General features: G+C 63.2%; 19 protein-coding genes. 16 read left to right on the top strand and 3 right to left on the bottom strand.

Features of this window, described 5'->3' with window-relative positions:
- Positions 1–69: 69 nt before the first annotated feature.
- Both BFP93_RS06585 and BFP93_RS06590 read left to right on the top strand, forming a co-directional pair.
- On the top strand, positions 70–1,839 hold the full coding sequence (locus BFP93_RS06585; RefSeq protein ID WP_065892499.1) for a putative bifunctional diguanylate cyclase/phosphodiesterase: 1,770 nt from the start codon (positions 70–72) through the stop codon (positions 1,837–1,839).
- Positions 1,840–1,915: 76 nt separating this feature from the next.
- On the top strand, positions 1,916–4,321 hold the full coding sequence (locus BFP93_RS06590) for a TonB-dependent receptor (RefSeq protein ID WP_065892500.1): 2,406 nt from the start codon (positions 1,916–1,918) through the stop codon (positions 4,319–4,321).
- A 118-nt stretch (positions 4,322–4,439) separates the two neighbouring features.
- Here the strand turns inward: BFP93_RS06590 and BFP93_RS06595 are convergent, their stop codons facing one another.
- Positions 4,440–5,780 carry an LLM class flavin-dependent oxidoreductase gene (locus BFP93_RS06595; protein WP_065892501.1) on the bottom strand — a complete coding sequence of 447 codons (1,341 nt, stop codon included), beginning with the start codon at positions 5,778–5,780 and terminating at the stop codon, positions 4,440–4,442.
- Position 5,781: 1 nt separating this feature from the next.
- Positions 5,782–7,974 carry a TonB-dependent receptor gene (locus tag BFP93_RS06600; RefSeq protein ID WP_065892502.1) on the bottom strand — a complete coding sequence of 731 codons (2,193 nt, stop codon included), beginning with the start codon at positions 7,972–7,974 and terminating at the stop codon, positions 5,782–5,784.
- A gap of 207 nt (positions 7,975–8,181) precedes the next feature.
- On the opposite strand from BFP93_RS06600, the gene BFP93_RS06605 reads away from it, so the two are divergent.
- Entirely contained in the window at positions 8,182–9,222 is a 1,041-nt protein-coding gene (locus BFP93_RS06605) for a LacI family DNA-binding transcriptional regulator (RefSeq protein WP_065892503.1), read from the top strand.
- Between the two features lie 62 nt (positions 9,223–9,284).
- Positions 9,285–9,899 (top strand): TetR/AcrR family transcriptional regulator, encoded by a 615-nt coding sequence (locus BFP93_RS06610; RefSeq protein ID WP_065887195.1) that lies wholly within the window; start codon positions 9,285–9,287, stop codon positions 9,897–9,899.
- 553 nt (positions 9,900–10,452) lie between these two features.
- On the opposite strand, the gene BFP93_RS06615 is transcribed toward BFP93_RS06610, so the two are convergent.
- A complete protein-coding gene (locus BFP93_RS06615; RefSeq protein ID WP_065892504.1) occupies positions 10,453–13,203 on the bottom strand; it encodes a beta-glucosidase in 2,751 nt (916 codons plus the stop codon).
- Between the two features lie 508 nt (positions 13,204–13,711).
- On the opposite strand from BFP93_RS06615, the gene BFP93_RS06620 reads away from it, so the two are divergent.
- The 12 genes from BFP93_RS06620 to gspD all read left to right on the top strand — a co-directional run bounded on the left by BFP93_RS06620 (position 13,712) and on the right by gspD (position 23,955).
- On the top strand, positions 13,712–13,927 hold the full coding sequence (locus tag BFP93_RS06620; protein WP_065892505.1) for a hypothetical protein: 216 nt from the start codon (positions 13,712–13,714) through the stop codon (positions 13,925–13,927).
- 177 nt (positions 13,928–14,104) lie between these two features.
- Positions 14,105–15,799: a type II secretion system ATPase GspE gene (gene gspE / locus BFP93_RS06625; RefSeq protein ID WP_065892528.1), complete on the top strand. Its 1,695-nt coding sequence runs from the start codon at positions 14,105–14,107 to the stop codon at positions 15,797–15,799.
- Complete coding sequence (gene gspF / locus BFP93_RS06630; protein ID WP_065892506.1) at positions 15,796–16,998, top strand: type II secretion system inner membrane protein GspF; 1,203 nt, start codon at positions 15,796–15,798, stop codon at positions 16,996–16,998. The genes gspE and gspF overlap by 4 nt, the downstream gene beginning before the upstream one ends.
- Positions 16,999–17,018: 20 nt before the next feature.
- The gene (gene gspG, locus BFP93_RS06635) at positions 17,019–17,444 is read left to right on the top strand and encodes a type II secretion system major pseudopilin GspG (RefSeq protein ID WP_017478966.1); all 426 of its coding nucleotides are present in this window, start codon (positions 17,019–17,021) and stop codon (positions 17,442–17,444) included.
- Positions 17,445–17,453: 9 nt separating this feature from the next.
- Positions 17,454–17,885 carry a type II secretion system protein gene (locus BFP93_RS06640; RefSeq protein WP_065892508.1) on the top strand — a complete coding sequence of 144 codons (432 nt, stop codon included), beginning with the start codon at positions 17,454–17,456 and terminating at the stop codon, positions 17,883–17,885.
- A complete protein-coding gene (locus tag BFP93_RS06645) occupies positions 17,882–18,244 on the top strand; it encodes a type II secretion system protein (RefSeq protein WP_065892509.1) in 363 nt (120 codons plus the stop codon). The genes BFP93_RS06640 and BFP93_RS06645 overlap by 4 nt, the downstream gene beginning before the upstream one ends.
- Positions 18,241–18,870, top strand: a complete 630-nt coding sequence (locus BFP93_RS06650; RefSeq protein ID WP_065892510.1) for a prepilin-type N-terminal cleavage/methylation domain-containing protein — start codon at positions 18,241–18,243, stop codon at positions 18,868–18,870. The genes BFP93_RS06645 and BFP93_RS06650 overlap by 4 nt, the downstream gene beginning before the upstream one ends.
- Positions 18,867–19,592: a general secretion pathway protein GspK gene (locus BFP93_RS06655; protein WP_065892511.1), complete on the top strand. Its 726-nt coding sequence runs from the start codon at positions 18,867–18,869 to the stop codon at positions 19,590–19,592. Before BFP93_RS06650 ends, BFP93_RS06655 begins: the two co-directional genes overlap by 4 nt.
- Complete coding sequence (locus BFP93_RS06660) at positions 19,589–20,632, top strand: PilN domain-containing protein (RefSeq protein WP_065892512.1); 1,044 nt, start codon at positions 19,589–19,591, stop codon at positions 20,630–20,632. Before BFP93_RS06655 ends, BFP93_RS06660 begins: the two co-directional genes overlap by 4 nt.
- The gene (gspM, locus tag BFP93_RS06665) at positions 20,607–21,218 is read left to right on the top strand and encodes a type II secretion system protein GspM (protein WP_065887267.1); all 612 of its coding nucleotides are present in this window, start codon (positions 20,607–20,609) and stop codon (positions 21,216–21,218) included. Before BFP93_RS06660 ends, gspM begins: the two co-directional genes overlap by 26 nt.
- Positions 21,215–21,739, top strand: a complete 525-nt coding sequence (locus BFP93_RS06670; RefSeq protein WP_065887213.1) for a general secretion pathway protein GspN — start codon at positions 21,215–21,217, stop codon at positions 21,737–21,739. The genes gspM and BFP93_RS06670 overlap by 4 nt, the downstream gene beginning before the upstream one ends.
- Positions 21,736–23,955: a type II secretion system secretin GspD gene (gene gspD, locus BFP93_RS06675; protein ID WP_065892513.1), complete on the top strand. Its 2,220-nt coding sequence runs from the start codon at positions 21,736–21,738 to the stop codon at positions 23,953–23,955. Before BFP93_RS06670 ends, gspD begins: the two co-directional genes overlap by 4 nt.
- Positions 23,956–24,038: the final 83 nt, after the last annotated feature.

Raw genomic sequence — 24,038 nt, forward strand, 5'->3', positions numbered from 1 at the left:
CGGTCGCACTGCGTATGCATTGGACGTCGAACAATCGTCCTCTATCTCATTACCTTCGTTGAGAGTCTGATGGAACACGCTGAAGATCTGTCAACCCTTGAGCAACGTCGTCTTCTGCGTATTCGAGAGCTATGTCTGCTCGACGATCAGCGCGATGGTACGTTTGATCAAATCGTTGCGCTCTGTGCTGAATACTTCCGGGCACCCATCGTGCTCATTTCAATTGTGGATGAACACAAACAGTGGTTCCGCGCCAAGGTCGGCGTGTGCATCAATGAAACGCCCCGCAGCGAATCTTTCTGTGCTTATACCTTGTACTCGCACGAGCTTCTCGAGGTGCTGGACGCGACGCTCGATCTGCGTTTCCAGGACAATCCCCTGGTCACCGGGCTTCCAGGCATCCGCTATTACGCGGGCGCGCCCCTGACCACTGACGACGGTTTGGGTCTTGGCGCTCTGTGCGTGATCGACACCGTCACTAGGCCAATGATGAGCGAGCAAGATGCCTCAATGCTCAGGCATCTGGCTGGACTGGTGATGAGTCGAATCATTGCGCTCAGATCGGAAAACTATGTTGACCCGGCCACAGGCCTGTACAACCGCGCTCGGCTTGAGAGCGACATCGGCAATGCTCAGAATCGCGCAGAAGTCTGCAGTATCGTCGTGATTGATGTGATCTCTCCCGACTTTTTGAACGAGATAGTCAAGACGTTGGGCTATGAGTTTTCCCTGGAATTGATGCTGGCTATCAAGGAGCGCCTGTTAGGGATTGTCCCATCCGAATCGCGGCTTTACAAAATCAGCCCTACACGGTTCGGCCTTATTTTGCCGTACCCCATTGCAGAAGCTGTCAGCAAAGCCATTATCAATGACTACATCACGCCAGTACTGTGCCACGACATTCCTTTGCAGATGACCGTCGGCGTGGGCTTGTTGAAACTTGAGGGGGCAGGCAAGTCGCCGCATGAGTGTCTGCGTCTGGCCATCAGCGCCGCCGATGATGCCCGGGATCGAATGGTTGGCTGGGGTTACTACGAAGATAAATTGGACGCCGCGCAGCAGCGCACTTTTATTATCCTGAGCTCGCTGGCAACGGCTATAGCCAGTGATGAACAATTTCGAATGGTCTACCAGCCTCGTATTGATATAGGCACCGGAACATGCACGTCGGTTGAGGCGCTACTGCGCTGGGAGCACCCGCTTCTGGGGGCAATCGGACCTTCCGAGTTCATCCCGCTGGCTGAAAAAACAGCGTTGATGGGGCAGATCAGTCTGTGGGTCTTGCGCAACACGATCGACCAGGCGGCTCAGTGGCAGCGTGAGGGCTTGAATTTCAAAGTGTCGATCAATGTCACGGTGCAGGATATTGAGTCTTCAGTATTCATAAGCGCGCTGGTCCATAGGGTTCGACAGGCTGATTTCGATCCTCGGTTACTGGAAGTGGAGTTGACTGAAAGCGCCCGCATAGGTGATTTCGACAGCGTGCTGCTCCATCTCAATCAGCTGCGTGCGTTGGGTATCGAGATTGCCATTGATGACTTCGGAACCGGCTACAGTAACTGGTCCCACCTGCAACGGCTGCCCGCCAGTGTCGTAAAGTTGGATCGTTCACTGATTGAAAACCTGGTTCAGCAGTCCAGGAGTCAGCGTCTGGTACGCACAATTATCAAACTTGCCCATTCGTTGGGGTACCGCGTGGTGGCTGAGGGTGTTGAGACCCTTCAAACGTATGAGCTTGTCAGCGGGTGGGGCTGTCATGAGGTCCAGGGATATTTGATCGCAAGGCCGATGGAGGCGGCGGCGATACCTGGATGGTTATCTCATCGCGCCCAGGAATAATTATTCAACTGCAGGCTGTCCCTTTTTTTTACCTCGCCTGTCATTCCAGGCAGTGAATAAAATCGAGAGCCTTCCCATGCCCGCAGTCCCCAACCTGTCCTTGCGTCCCTTACTGAAACTGAGCCTGATGCTCAGCCTCAGCACCAGCCCGCTGTTCGTCCCGTTCAGTTACGCCGAAGACACCGCCGCCCGTCGCAGCTACCAGGTACCCGCCGGCAGCTTGAGCGCGGCGCTGACGCGTTTCGCCGGGCTGGCGGGGGTCAACCTGTCGGTCGATCCGGCGTTGGTCAGCGGCCGCAGCAGCAGTGGCCTGTCTGGCGATTACGCCGTGGAGGAAGGCTTCGCGCGGTTGCTGCAAGGCTCCGGCCTGCAATTGCAACCGATGGGGGAGCAGGCGTATGTGCTGGTGGCGGTGCCGGAGGGCGCGAGCCTGCAATTGGCGCCGACGTCGATCGTGGGCACCACGGGGCTGGCCGACGGCGACACCTATGCCGGTGGTCAGGTGGCGCGTCGTGGTTCGCAAGGGCTGCTGGGCGCGCGGGACTTCATGGAGACGCCGTTCAGCATGACCACCTACACCGCCGATGCGGTGAAGAACCAGCAGGCGCGCACCCTCGGCGATCTGATCGCCAGCGATCCTTCGGTACGCGCCACCAACCCGGCCGGTGGGCGTTATGAGCAGTTCACCATCCGTGGGTTCAGCCTGTTCAACAGCGATGTGGCCTACAACGGCCTGTACGGTGTGTTGCCGACTTACACCATCGACATGGAAATGGCCGACCGCGTCGATATCCTCAAGGGCCCGACGCAGTTGATCAATGGCATCTCCCCACGCGGCAGTGTCGGCGGCGGGATCAACGTGGTGCCCAAGCGGGCTACCGACAAGGACATCAATTCGTTCACCGGCAGTTGGGCTTCCGACAGCCAGGCCGGTGGCGCAGTGGATATCGGGCGTCGGTTTGGCGAGGACAACAAATTCGGCATCCGTTTCAACGGGGTGAAGCAGGCCGGGGACACAGAGTGGGACCATCAGTCGGTCGATCGCGAAATGGCGGTGCTCGGCCTGGACTTTCGCGGCGAGCGCCTGCGCCTATCCACCGATATCGGCCGTACCGAACGTGACACCGACGCGCCCCAGGAGCGTGTGCAGGTCGGCGCCAATGCCAGGGTGCCGAGCGCCAGTGACGTGCGACGCAACTACGCGCAGTCCTGGAGCAAGGCCAGTACCAACGACACCTTTGGCACGGTCAACGGCGAGTTCGACCTCAGCGACAGTGTGATGCTGTACGGCGGGGTAGGCGCACGCAAGAGCAACCATGACTTCCTGCGCCACGCAGTGTCGGTCACCAATAACGCCGGGGATTTCAGCGTGCTGCCGCGTGATTTTACCCGCGATGAGAACGTGCGCACCGCCACTGCCGGCGTGCGCAGCTGGTTCCACACCGGGCCGGTCAGTCATGAAATCAACCTGGCGGCCAGCTACTTCTACATGGACTTTGAAAACGGCGGCGCGCGGTATGCCGCGGCGCCGAGCAACCTCTACAACCCGGTCCAGACCCGGGTGCCCTCGCGGCCGACGCGCTTTGATTCCAAGGTCTATACCGAAAACACCTTCAGCGGCGTGGCCTTGTCCGACACCCTGGGCTTTTTCGACGACCGCTTGCTGTTGACCCTTGGCGCGCGCTGGCAGCGGGTGCAGGTGGATGACTGGACCGACAACGTCAAAGGCGCCACCGCCTACGATGAAGAAAAAATCTCGCCCTCGGGCGGCGTGCTGTTCAAGGCCACCGACAAGCTGTCGTTGTACGCCAACTATATGGAAGGTCTGAGCCAGGGCAAGGTCGCACCGTCCACCTCGATCAACGAGGACGAAATCTTCCCGCCCTTCATCAGCCGCCAGATCGAAGCAGGCGCCAAGTACGACGCCGGTGCCTTTGCCGTGACCGCCGCGGTGTTCCGTATCAGGCAACCGGCGTATGAGACCAACGCCACCTCGCGGGTGTTCGGCCCCAACGGCAAGCGCCAGAACAATGGGATGGAATTGAGCGTGTTCGGCGAACCACTGAAGGGGTTCCGCCTGCTCGGCGGGGTGATGGTCATCGACAGCGAATTGACCCACACCACCAACGGTACGTTCGACGGCAATCGCGCGCCCGCCACGCCCAAATACAACGTCAACCTGGGCGCCGAGTGGGACGTGCCGACGCTGGAAGGCCTGACCCTGACCAGTCGCGGCATTTACTCCAGCTCACAGTACCTGGACCAGTCCAACGTCAAGCAGATCGACGCCTGGAACCGCATCGACGTGGGCGCGCGCTACGCGTTCAAGGTCGATGACAAGCACATCACCCTGCGCGCCAATGTGGAGAACGTCGCCGACAAGCGCTACTGGAGTTCGGCCGGCGCCTCGGATGACAGCGAGCCGGGATTGACCCTGTCGACACCGCGTACCTACCTGTTGTCGGCCACCGTCGATTTCTGAGGGATGTAAACACATATCAACCTGTGGGAGGGGGCTTGCCCCCGATGGCTTTCTGTCAGGTATGAATTATGTGGCTGACACACCGCCATCGGGGGCAAGCCCCCTCCCACATTTGATCTCATAGCGCCCGGGATCGAGTAGTGCCAAGACGATTTGCGGGCCGTGCCAAACCAAGGTTTTCCCGCAGTGTGGTGCCGCTGTATTCGCGACGAAACACGCCGCGCCGTTGCAGTTCCGGCACCACCCAGCGGGCCACGTCCTCCAGCCCGCCCGGCAGGTGCGGCACCAGGATATTGAAACCATCCGCCGCGCCGTTTTCGAACCAGTGCTGCAGTTCATCGGCAATCTGCTCCGGCGTGCCGATCAGGCTGTAGTGACCGCGTCCGCCGGCAATCCGCCGCCCCAGTTGCGCCAGTGTCAGTTGTTCACGATGGGCCAGCTCGCTCAACAGTTGCTGGCGGCTGCGTTGCCCGCTGTCGGTCAAGGGCAGCGCCGGCAACGGTCCATCCAGCGGGTAGCCGGACAGGTCGAAATTACCCAGCATGCGTCCCAGCAACGCCACGCCCACCTGGGGCTCGACCAGTTCCTGAAACGTGTCGAATTTCGCCCGGGCCTCGGCTTCGGTCTGCCCGACCACCACCAACACGCCCGGCATGATTTTCAGCGAGTCCGTCTCGCGCCCATAGCGGCCCATACGTCCCTTGAGGTCGCGGTAAAACGCCTGGGCATTGGCCAATGAGGTCTGCGCGGTAAACACCACCTCGGCGGTCTGCGCCGCCAGTTCACGGCCGGTTTCCGAAGAGCCGGCCTGCACGATCACCGGCTGGCCCTGGGGGGAGCGCGCCACGTTCAGCGGGCCTTTGACCTGGAAATGCTCGCCCACATGGTCCAGTACATGGCATTTGAGCGGGTCGTAATAGCGCCCGCTGGCCTTGTCGCGCACGAAGGCGTCGTCGTCCCAGCTGTCCCACAACCCCGTCACCACTTGATGAAACTCGCGCGCGCGGCGGTAGCGTTCGGCATGGCCCAGATGCTCATCGCGGCCAAAGTTCAGCGCTTCGGCGGCGTTGTCCGAGGTCACCAGGTTCCAGCCTGCGCGGCCGCCGGACAGGTGATCCAGCGAGGCGAATTTGCGCGCCACGTGGTAGGGCTCGTTGTAGCTGGTGGTGGCGGTGGCGATCAGGCCGATATGCTCGGTCACGGCGCTGAGCGCCGAGAGCAGGGTGAGCGGTTCGAAATGATCCGACCGCGCCATCCGGCTGGCGACCTCACCGGTGGCGGCGGCAATGCTGTCGGCCACGAACAGGGCGTCGAACTTCGCCGCTTCCGCTACCTGTGCCAGGTGCTTGTAGTGGGCGAAATCCAGCCCGGCATTGGCCGGCACATCCGGGTGGCGCCACGCGGCCACATGGTGCCCGGTGGCCATCAGGAACGCGCCGAGTTTGAGTTGACGGCTCATGCTAGAAATCCTTGCGCAGTTGCACGCCGACGTAACGTTCATCGTCACGGGGCACGGCGCGGTAGATGTAGTTGCCGCCGCTGGCCAGCAGCGGTGAGTAAGACTTGTCGGCCAGGTTCTTCGCCAGCAGCGCCACGCGCCAGCCATGGGTGTAGTCGGCCAGGGCCACGCTGGCGTTCCAGATGCCATACGCGCCTTGCTGGGTGTCCAGGTTCTGGCTGATGTCGTACTGCACTTCGCTCTGCCAGCTGTAGTCGGTGCCCAGTTCGATATCCAGGCCGTTATCCAGGGGGATGCTGTAGTCGGCGCGCACGTAGCTTTTCCAGTCCGGGCTGTACGGCAGGGGTTTGCCATTCACGTTGCAGGTGGCCGCCGCGCCCGGCGGGCAGGCGAATTGGTCGATGCGTGCACGGGTATAGGCCAGGGCGCCGGAGAGCTTGAGTTGCTGGGTGGCCTGCAGCGCGTAATCGAGCTCGACCCCTTCGGTGCTGACGCTGCCGGCGTTGATCAGGCGCGTCACCACCTGGCCGGCGACGGTGTCGAAAAAGTTGGCCTGGTAATTGTCGTAGGCGCTGTGGAACACCGCCAGGTTGGTGGTCAGGCGGTTGTTCCACGCGCTGGCCTTGATCCCGGCTTCCCAGGTGTTGGAGGTTTCCGGTTTTAACGCCTCGGTGTCACGCGGCTGCATGTTGAAGAACACGTTGTACGCCGGGCCTTTGTAGCCACGCGAGTAAGTCAGGTAGCTGGTGACGCTGTCGCTCAGGTCGTACTGTACACCGAGGCGGCCCGACCACCCGTCCTCGTCCACCGAGCCGGAACTTGCGGTGGCCGGTTGAATGCCGCTGACGGTGGTGGACGAGGTGGACACGCGACGGTGGTCGTACTTCAAGTCGTCATGGGTATAGCGCAACCCGGCGATACCGCGAAAGCGCGAGGTGAAGTTGAGGGTGGTCTCGCCGAACGCCGCGTAGCTGTCGCTGGTGGTGCTGTAGTCGGCGATGCCCCGGTCGGTGCGCGTAGTGGTGGTGAGGGTGCGCCGGTAGGTTTCCTCGTCCTTGCCATGCATGTAGAACAGGCCACCGACGTACTCGAGGAACTCGCCCTTGGGGGAGGCCAGGCGCAGTTCCTGGGAGTATTGGTCGAACGCCAGGTCGCCCTTGTCGGCGGTGCCGGGGAAGGCGGCGCTGACCGTGCCGAGGCGGTCGCCGTCCTGATACTGGGTGTTGTCCCAGCCGCGCCAGGCGGTGATCGAGGTCAGGGTGTAGTCGCCCAGGTTCCAGTCCAGTTGGGCCGACAAGCCCTTGTTGGTGTCTTGCACATGGCTGCGGGTATCGGTGTTGATGTCGCGGTTGTCACTGGAGGCGCGAGCCGGGCTCAACGCGTTGCCGAACGCCGGGCTCAGGGACTGGTTGACCACACCATTGGGTGCGTCATCGTGGGACTGCATGTAGTCGGCGATCAGGGTCAGCTTCACGTCGTCATCGGGCGTGAATTCCAGCTTGCCGCGAATGCCCTTGTGGTTGTAACCGTTGACCTCCTGGCCATTGTGGCGGTTGTCGACGTTGCCGTCGTAGCTGCCGAACAAGGTACTGATCGAACCCTTGAGCACCTCCGGCACCAGGCTGCCGCCGATACTGAAGCGGGTGCGGCTTTCGTTGCCGCTGTAGAACGACTGATCGATAAAGCCATGGGTCTGCTCAGTCGGCGCCTTGCTGGTGATATTCAGTACTCCGGCCGAGGCATTCTTGCCGAACAACGTACCTTGCGGGCCGCGCAACACTTCGATGCGCTCCAGGTCCAGCAGGTCGAGGGTGGCCTGGCCGGGGCGGGCGTACACCACGCCGTCGATGACCGTGGCCACCGTCGGTTCGACGCCGGGGGAGGTGGAAATGGTGCCCACACCGCGTACGAACAATGAGGTGTCCTTGTTCGAGGCGCCGGTGCGGAAATTCAGCGACGGCACTTGCTGCGCGATGCTCGCCACGCCATTGCGGTTGTCGCGTTCCAGTTGTTCGCCGTCGAGCACCGAGACCGCCACCGGGACTTTCTGCAGCGACGCTTCGCGCCGGGTCGCGGTGACGGTAACGGCTTTGAGCGTGAGTTCCGGTTCGTCGCTTGCAAAAGCGCCGGGGACGGGAAGGGCGCTCAGGCCAGCCAGAAGCAGTAAATGGGTGTGCCGTGGAAAAGTGTGCATGCGATGCCCGCTCGAAAAGTGCCCTGGTCCGCTGCGGTTCTGCGACCGCCAGCGCCTGTGTGGATGTCTTGGGCATTCGCTCGAGCGAGTAGCAGACAATGCGCGTTGTTAGCGCTAACATCGATATTATTGAAGGCTCGCGTTTAGAGCGTCAAATACTAAAAAATTAGTTTTATATTCTTTTTGGTTTTTTACTGGACGCCCTCCGTGACTGAAGCAAAACCGCGCAAACGCCGTGGCGCCGGCCGCGTCACCCTGAGCACCGTCGCGCACCAGGCCGGGGTGTCGGCGATTACCGTGTCGCGGTATTTCAATCAGCCGGAGCAAGTCTCGCCCGAGCGCCGCGAACGTATTGCCGAGGTGGTCGCCGAACTGGGCTATGTGCCGAATCTGGTGGCCGGTGGCCTGGCTTCCGCACGGGGCCGCATCGTGGCGATGGTGATCCCGAACATCTCGGGGCCGATCTTCGCCAATACCCTCCAGGGTTTCAGCGATACCCTCAGCCGGCATGGCTACCAGCTGTTGCTGGCGTCCAGTTATTTCAGCGCCGAGCAGGAAGAAAGTGCGGTGCGCGCCTTTCTCGGCTGGTCGCCGGCTGCGCTGGTGCTGACCAGCCGTTTTCACAGTGCGGGCACCGAAAAGATGATCGCCGATGCCGACATCCCCGTGGTCGAAACCTGGGACTACGTACCCGAGCGCAAGCCGTTGCAGATCGGGTTTTCCCACTATGAAGTCGGCGTGACGGCCGCGCGTTACTTGCACGCCAAGGGCTACCGACGCATTGCTTTCGTGCACAACAGCGCCGCGGGGGACCTGAGCGCCCGCGAGCGGGGCGAGGGGTTTGCTGCGACCCTGATCGAACTGGGCGTGCAGCCCTGGGTCTTCGCTCCCGACGCCGACCGCGCGCCCTTTGAGGCGGGCAAGCAGGCGATGGAAAGCCTGATGAGCCATGCCACACCGCCCGACGCGATCTTCTTCGCCAATGACAACCTGGCCGCCGGCGGCTTGCTGGCAGGGCAGCGTGCCGGGTTGAAAATCCCCCAGGACTGCGCGGTACTCGGTTTCGGCGATTACCCGTTTGCCGAAATGCTGTTGCCGAGCCTGAGCACCATCAAGCCGCCGGCGTTGGACATCGGTGTGCTGGCGGCCACGCGGATACTGGAAAGCCTTGGCGTACTGCCGGTGGTGGATGAGGTACAGCGCTTGAACCTGTTGGACTGCCGCCTGATCGAACGCGAAAGCGCCTGAGCTTTATTTGCGGCCCAGGGGCAATTTGGATAGGGTGCAAGCCTGCCCACAAGGACGTTCCCATGACTGAACCTGCCCCTAAAACCCGCCGCGCACCCAAGGGTGAAAAACGCCGCGAAGAGCTGCTGGACGCGGCCTTGCAGGTGTTCTCCCTGGAGGGCTACAGCGGCGCCTCCGTGGCCCAGGTGGCGGCGATTGTCGGTATTTCCGTGGCGGGCCTGCTGCATCACTTTCCCAGCAAGATCTCGTTGTTGATGGGCGTGCTGCAACGCCGCGACGAAGTCAACCAACGGATTGCCGATGAAGTACGCGCCGAGAAGTCGTTGAGCGGGTTGCTTGGCAGCCTGCGCGCGATCAACCGCTCGAATGCCACCGCGCCTGGTGTGGTGCGCGCATTTACCATTTTGAATGCGGAAAGTCTGCTTGATACGCAACCGGCGTGGGGCTGGTTTCAGGAGCGCTATGCGGGGATCCAGCGACGACTGCAGGGGCAGTTTGCCGACCTGGTGGCGGCGGGGGAGGTACGCAGTGACGTGGACATTGCCGGGCTGGTGGAAGAAATTTTGGCCATGATGGATGGCCTGCAGATCCAGTGGCTGCGCTTTCCGGAGCAGGTGGACCTGGTGGCGCGGTTCGATGCCTACATTGCGCGGGTCGAAGCGGCCATTAGAGCCTGAGTCGATCCCGGTCCAAATGTGGGAGGGGGCTTGCCCCCGATGGCGGCCTCTGGGCCGACCAGGATGCTGGATCAGACCGAGTACATATCCGGTTCTGCGGTCACGGCTGCTTAGGGTTCCGCCCTTACGGCGGCTCACTTTTGAAAAGCGCAAAAGTAAGCAAAACGCTCTTGCCCCACCACTCGGCACCTCGCTTAGGCTCGGTGTGCCCGAACGCAGGCTTGAATCCGTGGGCCGCCGCCACGCGCCATCCATGGCGCGGGGCGGCTAACCCGGCGTCCTGCCGGGTTACCCACGGATTCAAGCCTGCGTTCGGCCAGCGTGGTTTAACGGGGCGCCTGAGATCAAAAGCAGATCAAGATCAAGAGCGGCTCGCTTCGCATCGTGGTTACGGTTGAGCGCTGCAGTGTCATTGATCGTTCCCACGCTCCGCGTGGTAATGCATCCCGTGACGCTCTGCGTCACCTGTACGCATTGAGTTGTCGGCGGAACGCGGAGCGTCCCAGGCGGCATTCCCACGCAGAGCGTGGGAACGATCATGTGGGGGAGAGAATCAGTTGCCCGCAGCACTGCCCTGGCTGCTGTCATCGCTCATGTCATAGCCATCACCGTCGCTGGTGCCGCTGTCCCCTTCATTTTGATGCAGTACGCCGCCGGTCTTCACCGTCGATTCACGCAACGTCGAGTTCAGCGCCGAACGCGGCAGCGGGTTGCTGGTGGTGGTCGACAGTTCCTGGCGGAACGGGTTGACCAGCTTGGCGTTCAGGCGGATGTCCTGGGACGAAGCGCCCACCGACAGGTTGAAGCTGTCGGCATCCACCACCCACTGCTTGCTGGCCACATCGTAGTAGGCCAGCGAGCGGTCGTTGAGCTCGATGGTCACGCGCTTGCTCTGGCCAGGCTTGAGGAACACTTTCTTGTAGCCCTTGAGTTCCTTGATCGCGCGTTCGACTTTCGGGTTGTTCTGGCCCACGTACAGCTCGGCCACTTCGGCGCCGGCGACCTTGCCGGTGTTGGCCAGATCGAACGACACCTTGATCGGCGCACCGGCCACGGCGACGCCGGGGCTGACGCTGATGTTGCTGTAGCCGAAGGTGGTGTACGACAAGCCATAACCGAACGGATACAGCGGCTTGATGCCCTTCTTCTCGTAGCCGCGATAGCCCAGGAACAGGTCGTCCTTGTAGCTCATCTCGCTCAGGGTTTCCTGATTGTCGAACGTGGGGAAAGTCGCGTAGATCGGGTTGTCTTCGATGTTGCGTTCGATACTGATCGGCAGCTTGGCCGACGGGTTGACCTTGCCCAGCAGGATCTCTGCCAGGGCCTGGCCGCCGTTCTGCCCAGGGTAGAAGGCGTGCAGTGCGGCCGGCACCTGGTCGATCCAGTCGCTCATCTTCAAGCCGGTGCCGCCATGCAGGGTGACCACGGTGTTCGGGTTGACCTTGGCGATGCTCTGGATCAGCAGGTTCTGGTATTCCGGCAGGTCGAAGCTGTGGTCGAAGCCTTCGCCCTCGTATTCATTGCTGTTGCCGGCTGCTACCAGTACGGCGTCGTACTGCGCCAGGTCCTGTGGCGCAACCAGCGATGCCCAGCTCATCTGCACGCCAACCAGGCCGCCCATGGTGGAGAGGTAGCCGTTGCGGCGCGAGTATTCGAGCTTGATGTCGACCGGTTTGCCGGCTTCAAGATTGACCTTGGCGAACACCGGGATGGTCGGCGGAATGCTGTTGTTCGGCAGCGGCTTGCCGTCGCCGTTGTCGAGGACTTTCTTGCCGTTGACGTAGAGGCGTACCGCACCGTCGGCGCGGACCTTGAACACCTGTTCGCCGCCGACGGTCGGGGTGATCTGGCCGCTGTAGCGAATCGACGTGGCGGCAGTGTCGCCATTGACTGGCAGGCTGTCGGTGGACCAGTCGAGGTTGACGTGCGCGTCGGTGCGGGTGGCAGCCGGGTCACCGGACCAGTTGGTGTTGCTGAAGAACTCGGTCTTCAGGCCTTTGACGCTATTGCCGTTGCTGTCGGCATGGGTCCAGCTGGAGGCGGCCGGGTCCAGCGACAGCCCGTCGATGAACTCGACCTTGGCGCCTGGGGCCAGTTGCTGCAAGCCGCTCAGCTCACTGATGTAGTTGGCGGCCATCACGTTGGCGCTGCCGAAACCGGTAGGCGGCGCGTACTTGGCCAGGGTGCCGACCACCGCGATGCGCTTGACCTTCTTCGCGTCCAGCGGCAGCAGGCTGTTCTGGTTTTTCAGCAGCACGATGCCTTCGCGCGCGGCATTGAGCGCCGTGCGGTTGCTGGTGGCGCTGTTCATGTTGTGGCTGGTCAGCGGGGCTTTGCTGTCGAACTTGTACAGGTAGATCTGCTTGAGGATGCGGCGCACCTTGTCATCGATGGTCGCGCTGCTCAGCTCGCCACTGTCCAGGTACGGCTTGAGGACGGTGCTGTTCATCTGGTAGCCCATCATGTCCAGGTCAGTACCGGCCTGTGCCGCCGGCAAGCCGTCGACCACGGCGTTGTAGTCACTCTGGACGAAGCCCGGATAGCCCCATTCGGTTTTCAGGATGTCGCGCATCAGGTGCTTGTTCTGGCACGCGAACTCGCCGTTCACTTTCTGGAATGCACACATCATCATCGCGACTTTGCTGTTCTTCGAGGCGGACTCGAAAGGCGGCAGGGTCATCTCGCGCAGCACGCGCTCGCTGATGGTTTCGTTGAGATGGAAGCGGTTGCTTTCCTGGTCATTGGCGGCGAAATGCTTGGCGTTGGCCCACACGCCGCGCGACTGGATCCCGTTGATCACGGCCGGCCCCAGGCTGGCGCCGAGGAAGGGGTCTTCACCCGACAGATACTCGAACGCACGGCCGCTGTACGGCATGCGGTACAGGTTGACGCCGGGGCCGGTGACGAACTGATAACCGCCGCTGGCGGTGTCGTAGCCCAGGGCACGGCCCAGGTCGATGGCGCGACGCGGGTTCCAGCTGGCTGCCAGGTTCGGCCCGGACGGGTACACCACGCCCTGGGCGTTGCCTTCACTGGTGTAGCGCACGCCGACACCGCCGTCGGCACCGTGGATCTGCGGGATGCTGTATTGGGTCAACGGCTTGACGTCCCAACCGCCAGTGCCGCCGATGTAGGCGAGTTTCTCTTCCATGGTCATCTTCGCCAGGGTTTTATCCGCGGCCTTTTCTGCGCGGCTCACCCGGCCCTCATCCAGGGCCGGGCTGGTGGCCGCATGCACCTGAGACACGGCCAGTGCCAGCAGGGCAAAGGCCGACTGCGCACCGATCATCTTGCGTTTGTTCATGGAATTCTCCGACAACTGTTGATTGAAATAGGGCGCCAAAACACGCGTTTTACACAGCGCGCTCGTCACTTTTTTACGGGCAATAGTCCGCCTTGAGCGCAATGTTTAACCGATGGCTAATTGCGACTACTTGGCAGGTTCCGCAGTATTAAAAGTTTAATAATTGTATGAGTTGTTATTATGGGTAGTGTCTAAGTGGTATCACGCGATGGCGTTTTGAACCGCTAAAACGGCATAATTAAGGCAATTATTGCGGTTATAAGTCAAACAAAAGCTAATTTTTGCGTGAAATAAGAAATATTTCCTTACCTTTCGGAACTAAGACTAAACCTACTAGTCGATTGGTTTAAGAAAATATATGGCGGCATGGCGAACTAGTGGCGTTGCCCGGTAGTTCTAAAAGGCCATGTTTTATACAAGCTGTCATACACAACGCTTTAGTGTAGGGTCTTGATCGAATTCAAGGCGCCACTTGAGCTGTCCGCTGTTTTTGAACTGGAGAATGTTTATGAAAATGTCCCTGTTGGGTGCTGGCCTCGTGCTGGGCGTTGCACTGAGTGGCGCGGCCATGGCCGCTGAATCAACCGACGCCGATGCGACGTCGGGTGCTACCGACTCCACCGTGCTGACCCAGACCCACGACGCCAAGGCGGCGAAAAAGCAGAAAGCCGAAACCACCAAGGGTGGCCGCCCGTTGAATACAACGGCCACCCCCACCAAGTAAGCCTGACCCTTTAGGAGCGAGCTTGCTCGCGAAGAACGTCAACGATGACGCGGACATTCTGGATGAGCGCGGTGTCCTTGAGTCCTTCGCGAGCAAGCTCGCTCCTACAGGAGGTTTTTACAGCCCTTCAGATTTTTACCCATGCTCAGTCCCTCAACGCCCATCGATGCCTGCCAGATGCACGTCCCGGATACCGAACAGGTCTGCGCGTGGCTGATGCAACAGGCCGGGTTGAAAACCGTGGACCTGGAGCGCGCCCGGCGCCTGTCCCAAGAAGGCGGCGACTCCGAATTACTTGGCCTGCTGACCCGCCTGGGGCTGGTCTCCGAAGTCGAACTGGCCCGCGCCTGGGCCGACTTGCTCGGCGCGCCGCTGCTGCTGGCCGACGCCGCGCCACCCTTGCTTGACCCGTTACCGAGCCTGACCGAGCGCTTTATGCGCCACTACCAGGTGGTGCCCGTGGGCTGGAGCCAGGGTGGCCTGCGCGTGCTGGCGGCCAACCCGTCGCTGGTCTACCCGTTCCAGGCCCTGGCCTATGCCTGCGGCGTGCCGGTGTGGCTGGCGGTCGGCCCGCGCAACGAGGTCGAAACCCTGATCGAGCGCTACTACGGCCAGGGCCGCTCGGCCATGGGCACGCTGATCGAAAATCTCGACGAGCACAGCGGCGCGCTGGAAGACATTGAACACCTCAAGGACATGGCCTCCGAGGCGCCGGTGATTCGCCTGGTCAACCTGATCCTGCAGCGCGCGGTGGAACATCGCGCCTCGGACATCCATATCGAACCCTTCGAAAACCAGCTCAAGGTGCGCTACCGCATCGACGGCGTGCTGCACGAGGCCGAGGCGCCACCGTCGAGCTCATCCGCCGCCGTGATTTCGCGGGTTAAAATCATGGCGCGCCTGGACATCGCCGAGCGGCGTCTGCCCCAGGACGGCCGGATCATGCTGCGCATCCAGGGCAAGGAACTCGACCTGCGGGTGTCCACGGTGCCTACCAGTTTTGGCGAGTCGGTGGTGATGCGTCTGCTTGATCGGCAGACCGTGCAGTTCGATTTCCAGAGCCTGGGTTTTGATGGCCAGCGCCTGGAAACCTTCCTTGAAGTGCTGGAGCGTCCCCACGGCATCCTGCTGGTCACCGGCCCGACCGGCTCGGGCAAGACCACCACGCTGTACACCGCGCTGTCACGGCTCAACACCGCCGAGCGCAAGATCATCACGGTTGAAGACCCGGTCGAATATCAACTGGAAGGCATCAACCAGATTCAGGTCAAGCCGGCCATCGGCCTGGACTTTGCCGGCGCGCTGCGCTCCATCGTGCGTCAGGACCCGGACGTGATTATGATCGGCGAAATCCGCGACCTGGAAACCTGCCGCATCGCTATTCAATCGTCGCTGACCGGGCATTTGGTGCTGTCCACGTTGCACACCAACAGTGCGGCGGCGAGTATCACGCGGCTGCTCGACATGGGCGTCGAAAGCTACCTGATTGCCTCGACCGTCAACGGCATCCTGGCCCAGCGCCTGGTGCGCCGCCTCGACCCGGCCACCCGGGAAGCCTTCGAAGCACCGCCCGAGCTGATCGCCGAGCATGGCCTGGACCGCTTTACCGATGAGCGCCCGATCATGCTTTATCGGCCCCGCGCCGACACGCCGGGCGGTGGTTACCACGGCCGCAGTGCAATCACCGAGCTGCTGGTGATGAATGAAGAACTGCGCAGCCTGCTGATGCGCCAGGCCGATGCCGCCACCCTGGAAGCCGCCGCCCGCCGTGGCGGCCTGCGCACCTTGCATGAAGAGGGCCTGCGCCAGGCCGTCGCCGGCGTGACGTCGTTGGAAGAAGTATTGCGTGTGACCCGAGGGGAGGGCACGTGAGCCTGTTCAAATACCGCGCCCTCGACAGCCAGGGCGCCGCGCAACACGGCACGCTCGAGGCCAAGGACCACGACGCCGCCGTCGCCCTGTTGCACAAGCGCGGGCTGCTGGTGTTGCAGGTTGACGTCGCCGGTGCCCAGGGGCTGCGCAATGCCCTTGGCCGTGGTCAGTTGAGCGGCGCGGCGCTGGTCAGTTTCACCCAGCAACTGGCCACCTTGCTGGGCGCCGGCCAGCCGCTGGAGCGCTCGCTGGGCATCCTGCTCAAGCAACCTGGCCAGCCGCAGACCCGCGCACTCATCGAGCGTATCCGCGAACAGGTCAAGGCCGGCCAGCCGTTATCCAAAGCGCTGGAGGAAGAGGGCCGCCAGTTCTCGCCGCTGTACCTGAGCATGGTGCGCGCGGGCGAGGCGGGCGGCGCCCTGGAAAACACCCTGCGCCAGCTCAGTGACTACCTGGAGCGCAGCCAATTACTGCGCGGCGAGGTGATCAATGCGCTGATCTACCCGGCCTTTCTGGTGGTCGGCGTACTCGGCTCGCTGGCGCTGCTGCTGGCCTACGTGGTGCCGCAGTTTGTGCCGATCTTCAAGGATCTGGGCGTGCCCATTCCGTTGATCACCGAAGTGATCCTCGGGCTCGGCCAGTTTCTCGGGGCCTATGGCCTGGCGGTTTTCGCCGGGTTGATCGTCACGATCTGGGCGCTGGCCGCACGCCTGCGCGACCCGCAGCGTCGTGAACGCTATGACCGGCGCGTGCTCGGCATTCGCGTGATCGGCCCGCTGCTGCAACGGGTCGAAGCGGCGCGGTTGACCCGCACCCTCGGTACCTTGCTCAGCAACGGCGTGGCGCTGCTGCAGGCGCTGGTGATCGCCCGGCAGGTCTGCACCAACCGCGCGCTGCAAGCGCAAGTCGCCCAGGCCGCCGAATCCGTCAAGGGCGGCGGCACCCTGGCCAGTGCCTTCGGCGCGCAGCCGCTGCTGCCCGACCTGGCGCTGCAAATGATTGAAGTCGGCGAACAGGCCGGTGAACTGGACAGCATGCTGCTCAAGGTCGCCGATGTGTTCGACGTTGAAGCCAAGCGCGGCATCGACCGCCTGCTCGCCGCGCTGGTGCCGTCGCTGACCCTGGTCATGGCGGTGCTGGTGGCGGTGATCATGCTCGCGATCATGCTGCCGCTGATGAGCCTGACCAGCAATATATGAACCCTCAAGGATCCACACCTATGCGCCATACCCGATTCAAGCCCGCCCGCCGCCAGGGCGGTTTTACCCTGCTGGAAATGCTCGCCGTGATCGTGCTGCTGGGCATCGTCGCGACCATCGTGGTGCGCCAGGTCGGCGGTAACGTCGACAAGGGCAAGTACGGCGCGGGCAAGGCGCAGCTGGCCAGCCTGAGCATGAAAATCGAAAGCTACGGCCTGGACGTCGGCTCGCCGCCCAAGTCCCTGCAGCAACTGGTCGACAAGCCAGGCAACACCGCCGGTTGGGCCGGGCCGTATGCCAAGCCGTCAGACCTCAAGGACCCGTTCGGCCATGCCTTCGGCTATCGCTTCCCCGGTGAGCACGGCGCGTTCGACCTGATTTTCTACGGTCAGGACGGCCAGCCCGGCGGCGAAGGCTACAGCGCCGACCTGGGCAACTGGGAATAACGGCTGAACATGGCCAACGCCCAACGTGGTTTTACCTTGCTGGAGATGCTGGTGGTGATCGTCTTGATCAGCATCGCGGCCGGCTTGGTGGGTTTTGGCCTGCAACAAGGCCTGCGCGCCGCCAAGGAGCGCCAGGCGGTCGGGCAGATGGTCGAGGCGTTGCGCAGCACGCGGGCGCGGGCGATTGTCAGCGGCACCCCGCAAAGCACGTCGTTCGACTTGCGCAGCCTCAGCTTCCAGGCCCCGGGCCGCCCGAAAAAACACTGGCCGGCCGACCTGCAAGTCACCTTGCACACCGCCGAACATGTAGGCTCGGCGGTGGAGTTCTACCCCGATGGCAGTTCCACCGGCGGCAACCTGTTGTTGGCCAATGGCAGCCGGCGCTGGCGCATCGATATTGGTTGGCTGACCGGCAGCGTGCAGTCCAGGGCGCTGCCATGAAGCGGCAAGCCGGGTTCACCCTGCTGGAAATGCTCGCCGCGCTGACGCTCATGGCGATCTGCAGCACGGTGCTGCTGGTCGCCTTCGGCCAGAGCGCGCGCTCGTTGTTGCACGTCGCCCACAGCGATCGCCTGAGCCATGCTGCCGTCAGCGTGATGGACCAGGAAGCAGCAGGTCCCCTGGCCAATGGCGTGCGCCAGGGCGATCTGGACGGCATCGCCTGGCAACTGCGCATCGCCCAACAGCCAACCCGGATCGGCCAGCCGCAGTTGTTTCGCCTCGACCTGACGGTCAGCGAGGGGCCGCGCCACGCCAGTTTCAGCACCTTGAAACTGCGTGCGGCAGGGGCCGGTTTGTGAAGCGCCGTCAGCAGGGCTTCACCCTGCTCGAAATCATGATCGTGCTGAGCCTGCTCGGTGTATTACTGACCCTGGTCGGTGGCGCGCTGCTGGGGGCCAATCGCGCGGTGCTCAAGGCGCAGCGCTACACGGTCAGCCTGGATGAAATGCGGGCGGCGCAGCAGTTTTTGCGCACGGCGATCAGCGAGGCGCTGCCCCTGGACGTGACCGAGGACGACAGCCAGACCGACGGGTTTTTCGCCGGCAGTCCACAGCGCATGCAGTTTGTCGCGACCCTGCCGGGCGTGCTCGGTGGCGGGATTCAGCGCTTCACCCTGCAGTTGACCGGCGCCGAGGCGCAGCGCGATTTGCAGGTGGCGTTCGCGCGGTTTGAGTCTCAAGCGCAGGTCAGCGTACCGGCGTCGCGCAGTGAGCCACAGGTGTTATTGAAAGGGGTCGAAGATCTGCAGTTCAGCTATCGCGGCGTGTCGCCCAAGGGCAACGCCACCGGCTGGATCAGCGAGTGGCCGTGGACCCGGCGTTTGCCCTCGGCGGTGCGGATTGCGGCGCGCGTCAACGGGCCGGTGCCCTGGGTCACCCAGGTGATCGCGCTGCGCTTGAACCTGTCGAGTGGGGGCCCCGAATGATCCGGCATCAGCGCGGTGTCGCGCTGCTGCTGGTGCTGTGGGTGCTGGCGTTGCTCAGCCTGCTGCTCGGCGGCCTGGCCGGCTGGGTGCAACTGGAAATCCGCCAGGCGGCGTGGCACCGCCAGCACACCCAGGCGGTGTTGGCCGCCGAGGCGGGCGTGGCGCTGGCGCTGCAGGGCCTGGCCGACCCGTTGCAGCGCAAACAGTGGATCGCCGATGGGCGTGAAATCCCGTTGGTGTTCGATGATGCGCAGTTGCACGTCAGCCTGCGCAGCGAGCGCGGCAAGTTGTACTTGAACAGCGCCGCGGTCGGCGATTTCGCGCGGCTGGCCCTGGCCTGCGGTGCAACCCAGGCCCAGGCCGGCCAACTCGCCAAGGACCTCGAGGTACGACGCAACCAGGGCCTGGCGCCGTTCAGGGTCATAGAAGAAGTGCGGCAATTGCCGGGCATGACCCAGGCGCTGTACAGCGCGCTGGTTCCCGAGATCAGCCTGTGGAGTGGCCTGGACCGGCCCGATCCGGCCTTCGCCAGCACGCTGATGCGCCGCGCCTTGAACCTGCCGCACCTGAGTGCGGTGGGCGCCGACCCCGGTGAGGTGCTGGTGATCGACAGCCGCGCGCAACGCCCCGGCGGCTACCACGCCCAGTTGCAAGCCACCGTGTTATTGAGCCCCGCGCAAGGCAGCGCACAACCTTATCGAGTCTTACGTTGGCAAGAATGAACGAACCCTTATCCGCACGGCTGCACCTGCTGACGGAGCCCATCACCCAGCGCTGGCGCGGCAGCCTGTTGCAAATGGGCTGGCGGCTGTGGCTCAAGGAGCTGCGTGGCTGCCTGCCGGCCTGGCTGTCGCTGCAGGACATCCCCGAGCATGTGTACCCATGGCCGCTGACCGCGCCCGTGTCGCCCGTGGCCGGCGAGGCGCGCCAGGTGCTGTTGTTGGCGCCCTCGGCGGTGCTGGTGCAAGCCTTGCAGTTGCCCCCGGCGGCGGCGCGCAACCTGGCGACGGTGGTGGGGTATGAACTGGACCGTTTTACCCCGTTCGATGCGGCGCAGTTGTACTTCGTCGCGCGCCAGGAGCGGCGCACTCCGACCCACGTGCACGTGACGCTGGTGGCGATCCTGCGCGAGCGCCTCGACCAGATCCTCACGGAGTGCGCCGCCCTCGGCTTGCAGCCACACGCGGTGGATGTGGTGGACGCGGCGGGCGTCCCGATGGGCATCGACCTGCTGCCGGTACCGCTGCGTCCACGCCAGCGCCCGGCGGGCAAAGGCCTGCAACGCAGCCTGCCGTGGCTGTGCGGCGCCTTGCTGATTGCCGCCATGCTGCTGTGGCTCAACGACCGCCAGCGCGTGCTCGACAGCATGCAGCAAAGCGTGCGCGCGCAAAAAGCCCAGGTCGCCCAGATCCAGGCCCTGCGCCAGCAACTGCTCAATACCCGTGGCGCCGCGCAGTACCTGATTCGCCGCAAGACCGCCCAGCCGCCGCTGGCCGGGCTGCTCAACGAACTGACCGCCTGCCTGCCGTCCGACACCTGGATCGACCAGTTGGAAGTCAACGACGGCGCCGACGTTTCATTCTCCGGGCAAAGCGCCAAGGCCAGCGCCCTGATCACCCGCATCAAGGGCTGCCACAGCCTGGAAAATGCCCAGTTCGAAGGGGTGATCCAACCCGATGCGCAAACCGGCAAGGATCAATTTTCCTTGCGCGCCCACCTGCACCAGGAGGCCGCCGATGCGCCGACCACTGACACCCCGTGAGCGCCGTGGCGCAGCCCTGATCGGCCTGGCCCTGGTGCTCGGCGCCGCGTATTGGCTATTGGTCGACAGCTGGTTCGCCGGCCCCTTGCGCGAGATGGGCGAGCAGGCCGAGCAGCTGCGCGAACAGCAGCAACGCTACGCCGGCATATTGCGCCAGGGTGATTCCCTGCGTCAGCAACTCGAGGAGGCCCGCCAGGACCCGGCCAGCAGCACCAGCCTGCTGCCCGGCGATGACCCCAGCGCCGTGGCGGCGGACCTGATGCAACGCATCGCCGACCTGATCAACAGCCGCGCCGGCCTCGGTGGCGGCTGCAGCCTCACGCAGCGCATGCCGATCACCCCCGAGCAGGACGACAGCGAACCCTACCGCCAAGTCAAAGTCAGCCTGACCCTGAACTGCGCCATCGAACCCTTGACCGCGATCCTGCATGAGCTGGAGTACCAGCGCCCGTTTCTGTTTGTCGATGAGATGAGCATCCGCCGTGGGCCGAACGCGCCCGCCAGCGGTGGTGCCGGTCAACTGGTGGTGCACCTGCTCGTGCGTGGCTACCTGCAACCGGCTTCCGCCGCGCAGGTGCGCCGATGATCAACGCACTGCGTCCCCTGGAGTGGCTGTTGCTCGGCGTGGCCGGGCTGTTGGGCCTGTTGATGGTCGGCATCCTCAGCAGCATCGGCGATGCGCCTGAGTGGTTGCCGGCGCCCGAACCCGATGCGCGCGCCAACGCCACGGCCAAGGTACTGGTGGCCCCGAGCGCAACCCTGGAAAGCCTCGCCGGCACCTGGCAGGCGCCGCTGTTCAGCCCTGACCGCAGCCCTGACCGCGCGGTTGGCCAAGCCGCCGTTTCCAGCCTGTCGAGCCTGACGCTGACCGGCATCGTACTGGACGGCGACCTGCGCGTCGCACTGCTCAAACGCGCGGACGGCCCGCCCTTGAAAGTCCACCAGGACCAGACCCTGCCCAACGGCTGGCGCCTGGAACACCTGACACCCCGCGAAGCCCGCTTTGTCCTCGACGGCCGCACGCAGACCCTGAGCCTGCGAGGCCTGCGTCTGCCGCCGCCGTCGACCACACCCCCGATTACCCTTCCTCACGAGTCCGCCCCTTGATCGATACATTCCCCGGCGCTTTGCGCACCACCGTGTTTTGCCTGGCCACCGCCGTTTCCCTCGGTGGCTGCGGCACATTCCCTGAGCATCTGGACCCGGACGAGGCCTTGCTGCATGAGGCGATGCAGGGCACCGGCGCGCAACGCCCGCCCGTGGACCCGGCCAGCGAACAGGCCCCGGTCGACAGCAGCCAGCCCCAGGCCAAGACGCCGCCCCAGCGCCAATTGATTCGCGGCAACCAGCAGTTCGTGCGCCAACCCACAGCGGCGCCGTCCGGCAAGGCGCAGGCGGGCGGCGACATCGTGTTCAACTTCGCCGACCAGCCAATCGAGGCGGTGATCAACAGCGTGATGGGTGACCTGCTGCATGAGAACTACAGCATTGCCCAGGGGGTGAAGGGTAACGTCAGCTTTTCCACCTCCAAGCCGGTGAACAAGGAGCAGGCGCTGTCGATTCTCGAAACCCTGTTGTCGTGGACCGACAACGCCATGATCAAGCAGGGCAACCGCTATGTGATTTTGCCGGCCAACCAGGCGGTGGCGGGCAAGCTGGTGCCGCAGATGCGCGTGGCGCAACCGTCCAACGGCCTGTCGGCGCGACTGTTTCCACTGCGTTATATCTCGGCCACCGAGATGCAGAAATTGCTCAAGCCGTTTGCCCGCGAGAATGCCTTTCTGCTGGTTGACCCGGCGCGCAATGTGCTGAGCCTGGCCGGTACCCCGGAGGAGTTGGCCAACTATCAGGACACCATCGACACCTTTGACGTGGACTGGCTCAAGGGCATGTCGGTGGGTGTGTTCGGCCTGCAACGCGCCTCCGTCGCCGAACTGATGCCCGAGCTGCAAAAAATGTTCGGGCCCGACAGTGGCATGCCGTTGGCGGGCATGGTGCGGTTCTTGCCGATCGAGCGCACCAACTCGGTGGTCGCGATCTCGTCGCAGCCGCAGTACCTCAGCGAAGTCGGTGACTGGATTCACACCATCGACGAAGGCGGCGGCAACGAGCCGCAGATGTATGTGTACGACGTGCGCAACATGAAGGCCACGGACCTGGCCAAGTACCTGCGGCAGATCTACGGCAGCGGCGCGATCAAGGACGACGCCCCGGCCAAGGTCGCGCCCGGTTTGCGCACCGCGACCCTGTCATCGCCCGGCACCAACAGCACGTCCGGCAGCACGCCTGGCGGCTTGAGCAATAACTTGAATAACAACCAGCCTGCCGCCGAGGATGAGGAGCAGGAGCCACAAGCCGAGGACACTGTCGAGCAAGACACCACCGAAGGCGCGCCGGCCAAAAGCCTCGACGCCGGTACGCGCATCACCGCGCAAAAAAGCAGTAACCAACTGCTGGTGCGCACGCGCCCGGTGCAGTGGAAAGAGATCGAATCGGCGATCAAACGCCTCGACAATCCGCCGCTGCAAGTGCAGATCGAGACGCGCATCCTTGAGGTCAAACTCACCGGTGAACTGGACCTGGGCGTGCAGTGGTACCTCGGCCGCCTGGCCGGCAATTCCACCAGCACCACGGTGGCGAACGCCTCCGGCAGCCAGGGCGCGTTGGGCGGTGGCGGGGCCGGGCTGGGGGCGGCGGACTCTTTGTTCTATTCCTTCGTCAGCTCCAACCTGCAAGTGGCCCTGCACGCCCTGGAAACCAACGGCCGCACCCAGGTGCTGTCGGCGCCGTCGCTGGTGGTGATGAACAACCAGCCGGCGCAGATTCAGGTGGGCGATAACATTCCTATCAGCCAGACCACGGTGAACACGGGGGCTTCCGACACTACCTTGAGCAGTGTGGAGTATGTGCAGACGGGTGTGATTCTGGATGTGGTGCCACGGATTAATCCGGGTGGCCTGGTGTATATGGACATTCAGCAACAGGTCAGTGATGCGCAGGATCAGGCGTCGTCGAATAATGACACGCCGAATAATCCGCGTATTTCCACACGGTCGGTGTCGACTCAGGTCGCCGTGCAGAGCGGGCAGACCGTGTTGTTGGGCGGATTGATCAAACAGGACAATGCGGACTCCGTCAGTGCCGTGCCGTACCTGGGCAAGATCCCCGGCCTGCGCTGGTTGTTCGGCAACACCAGTAAATCCAAAGACCGCACCGAATTGATCGTGTTGATCACGCCCAGGGTGATTACCAGCAGCAGCCAGGCACGGCAGGTGACGGATGACTATCGCCAGCAGATGCAGCTGTTGCGGCCTGCGCAGTAAATTTGCCCGCACCCGGCGCCGACCGGGATCTCGTGTCTATCCCGACAAAATGTGCGAGGGGGCTTGCCCCCGATGGTGGTGTG

It is taken from the genome of Pseudomonas sp. 44 R 15 (assembly GCF_900004965.1).
GTDB lineage: Bacteria > Pseudomonadota > Gammaproteobacteria > Pseudomonadales > Pseudomonadaceae > Aquipseudomonas > Aquipseudomonas orientalis_A.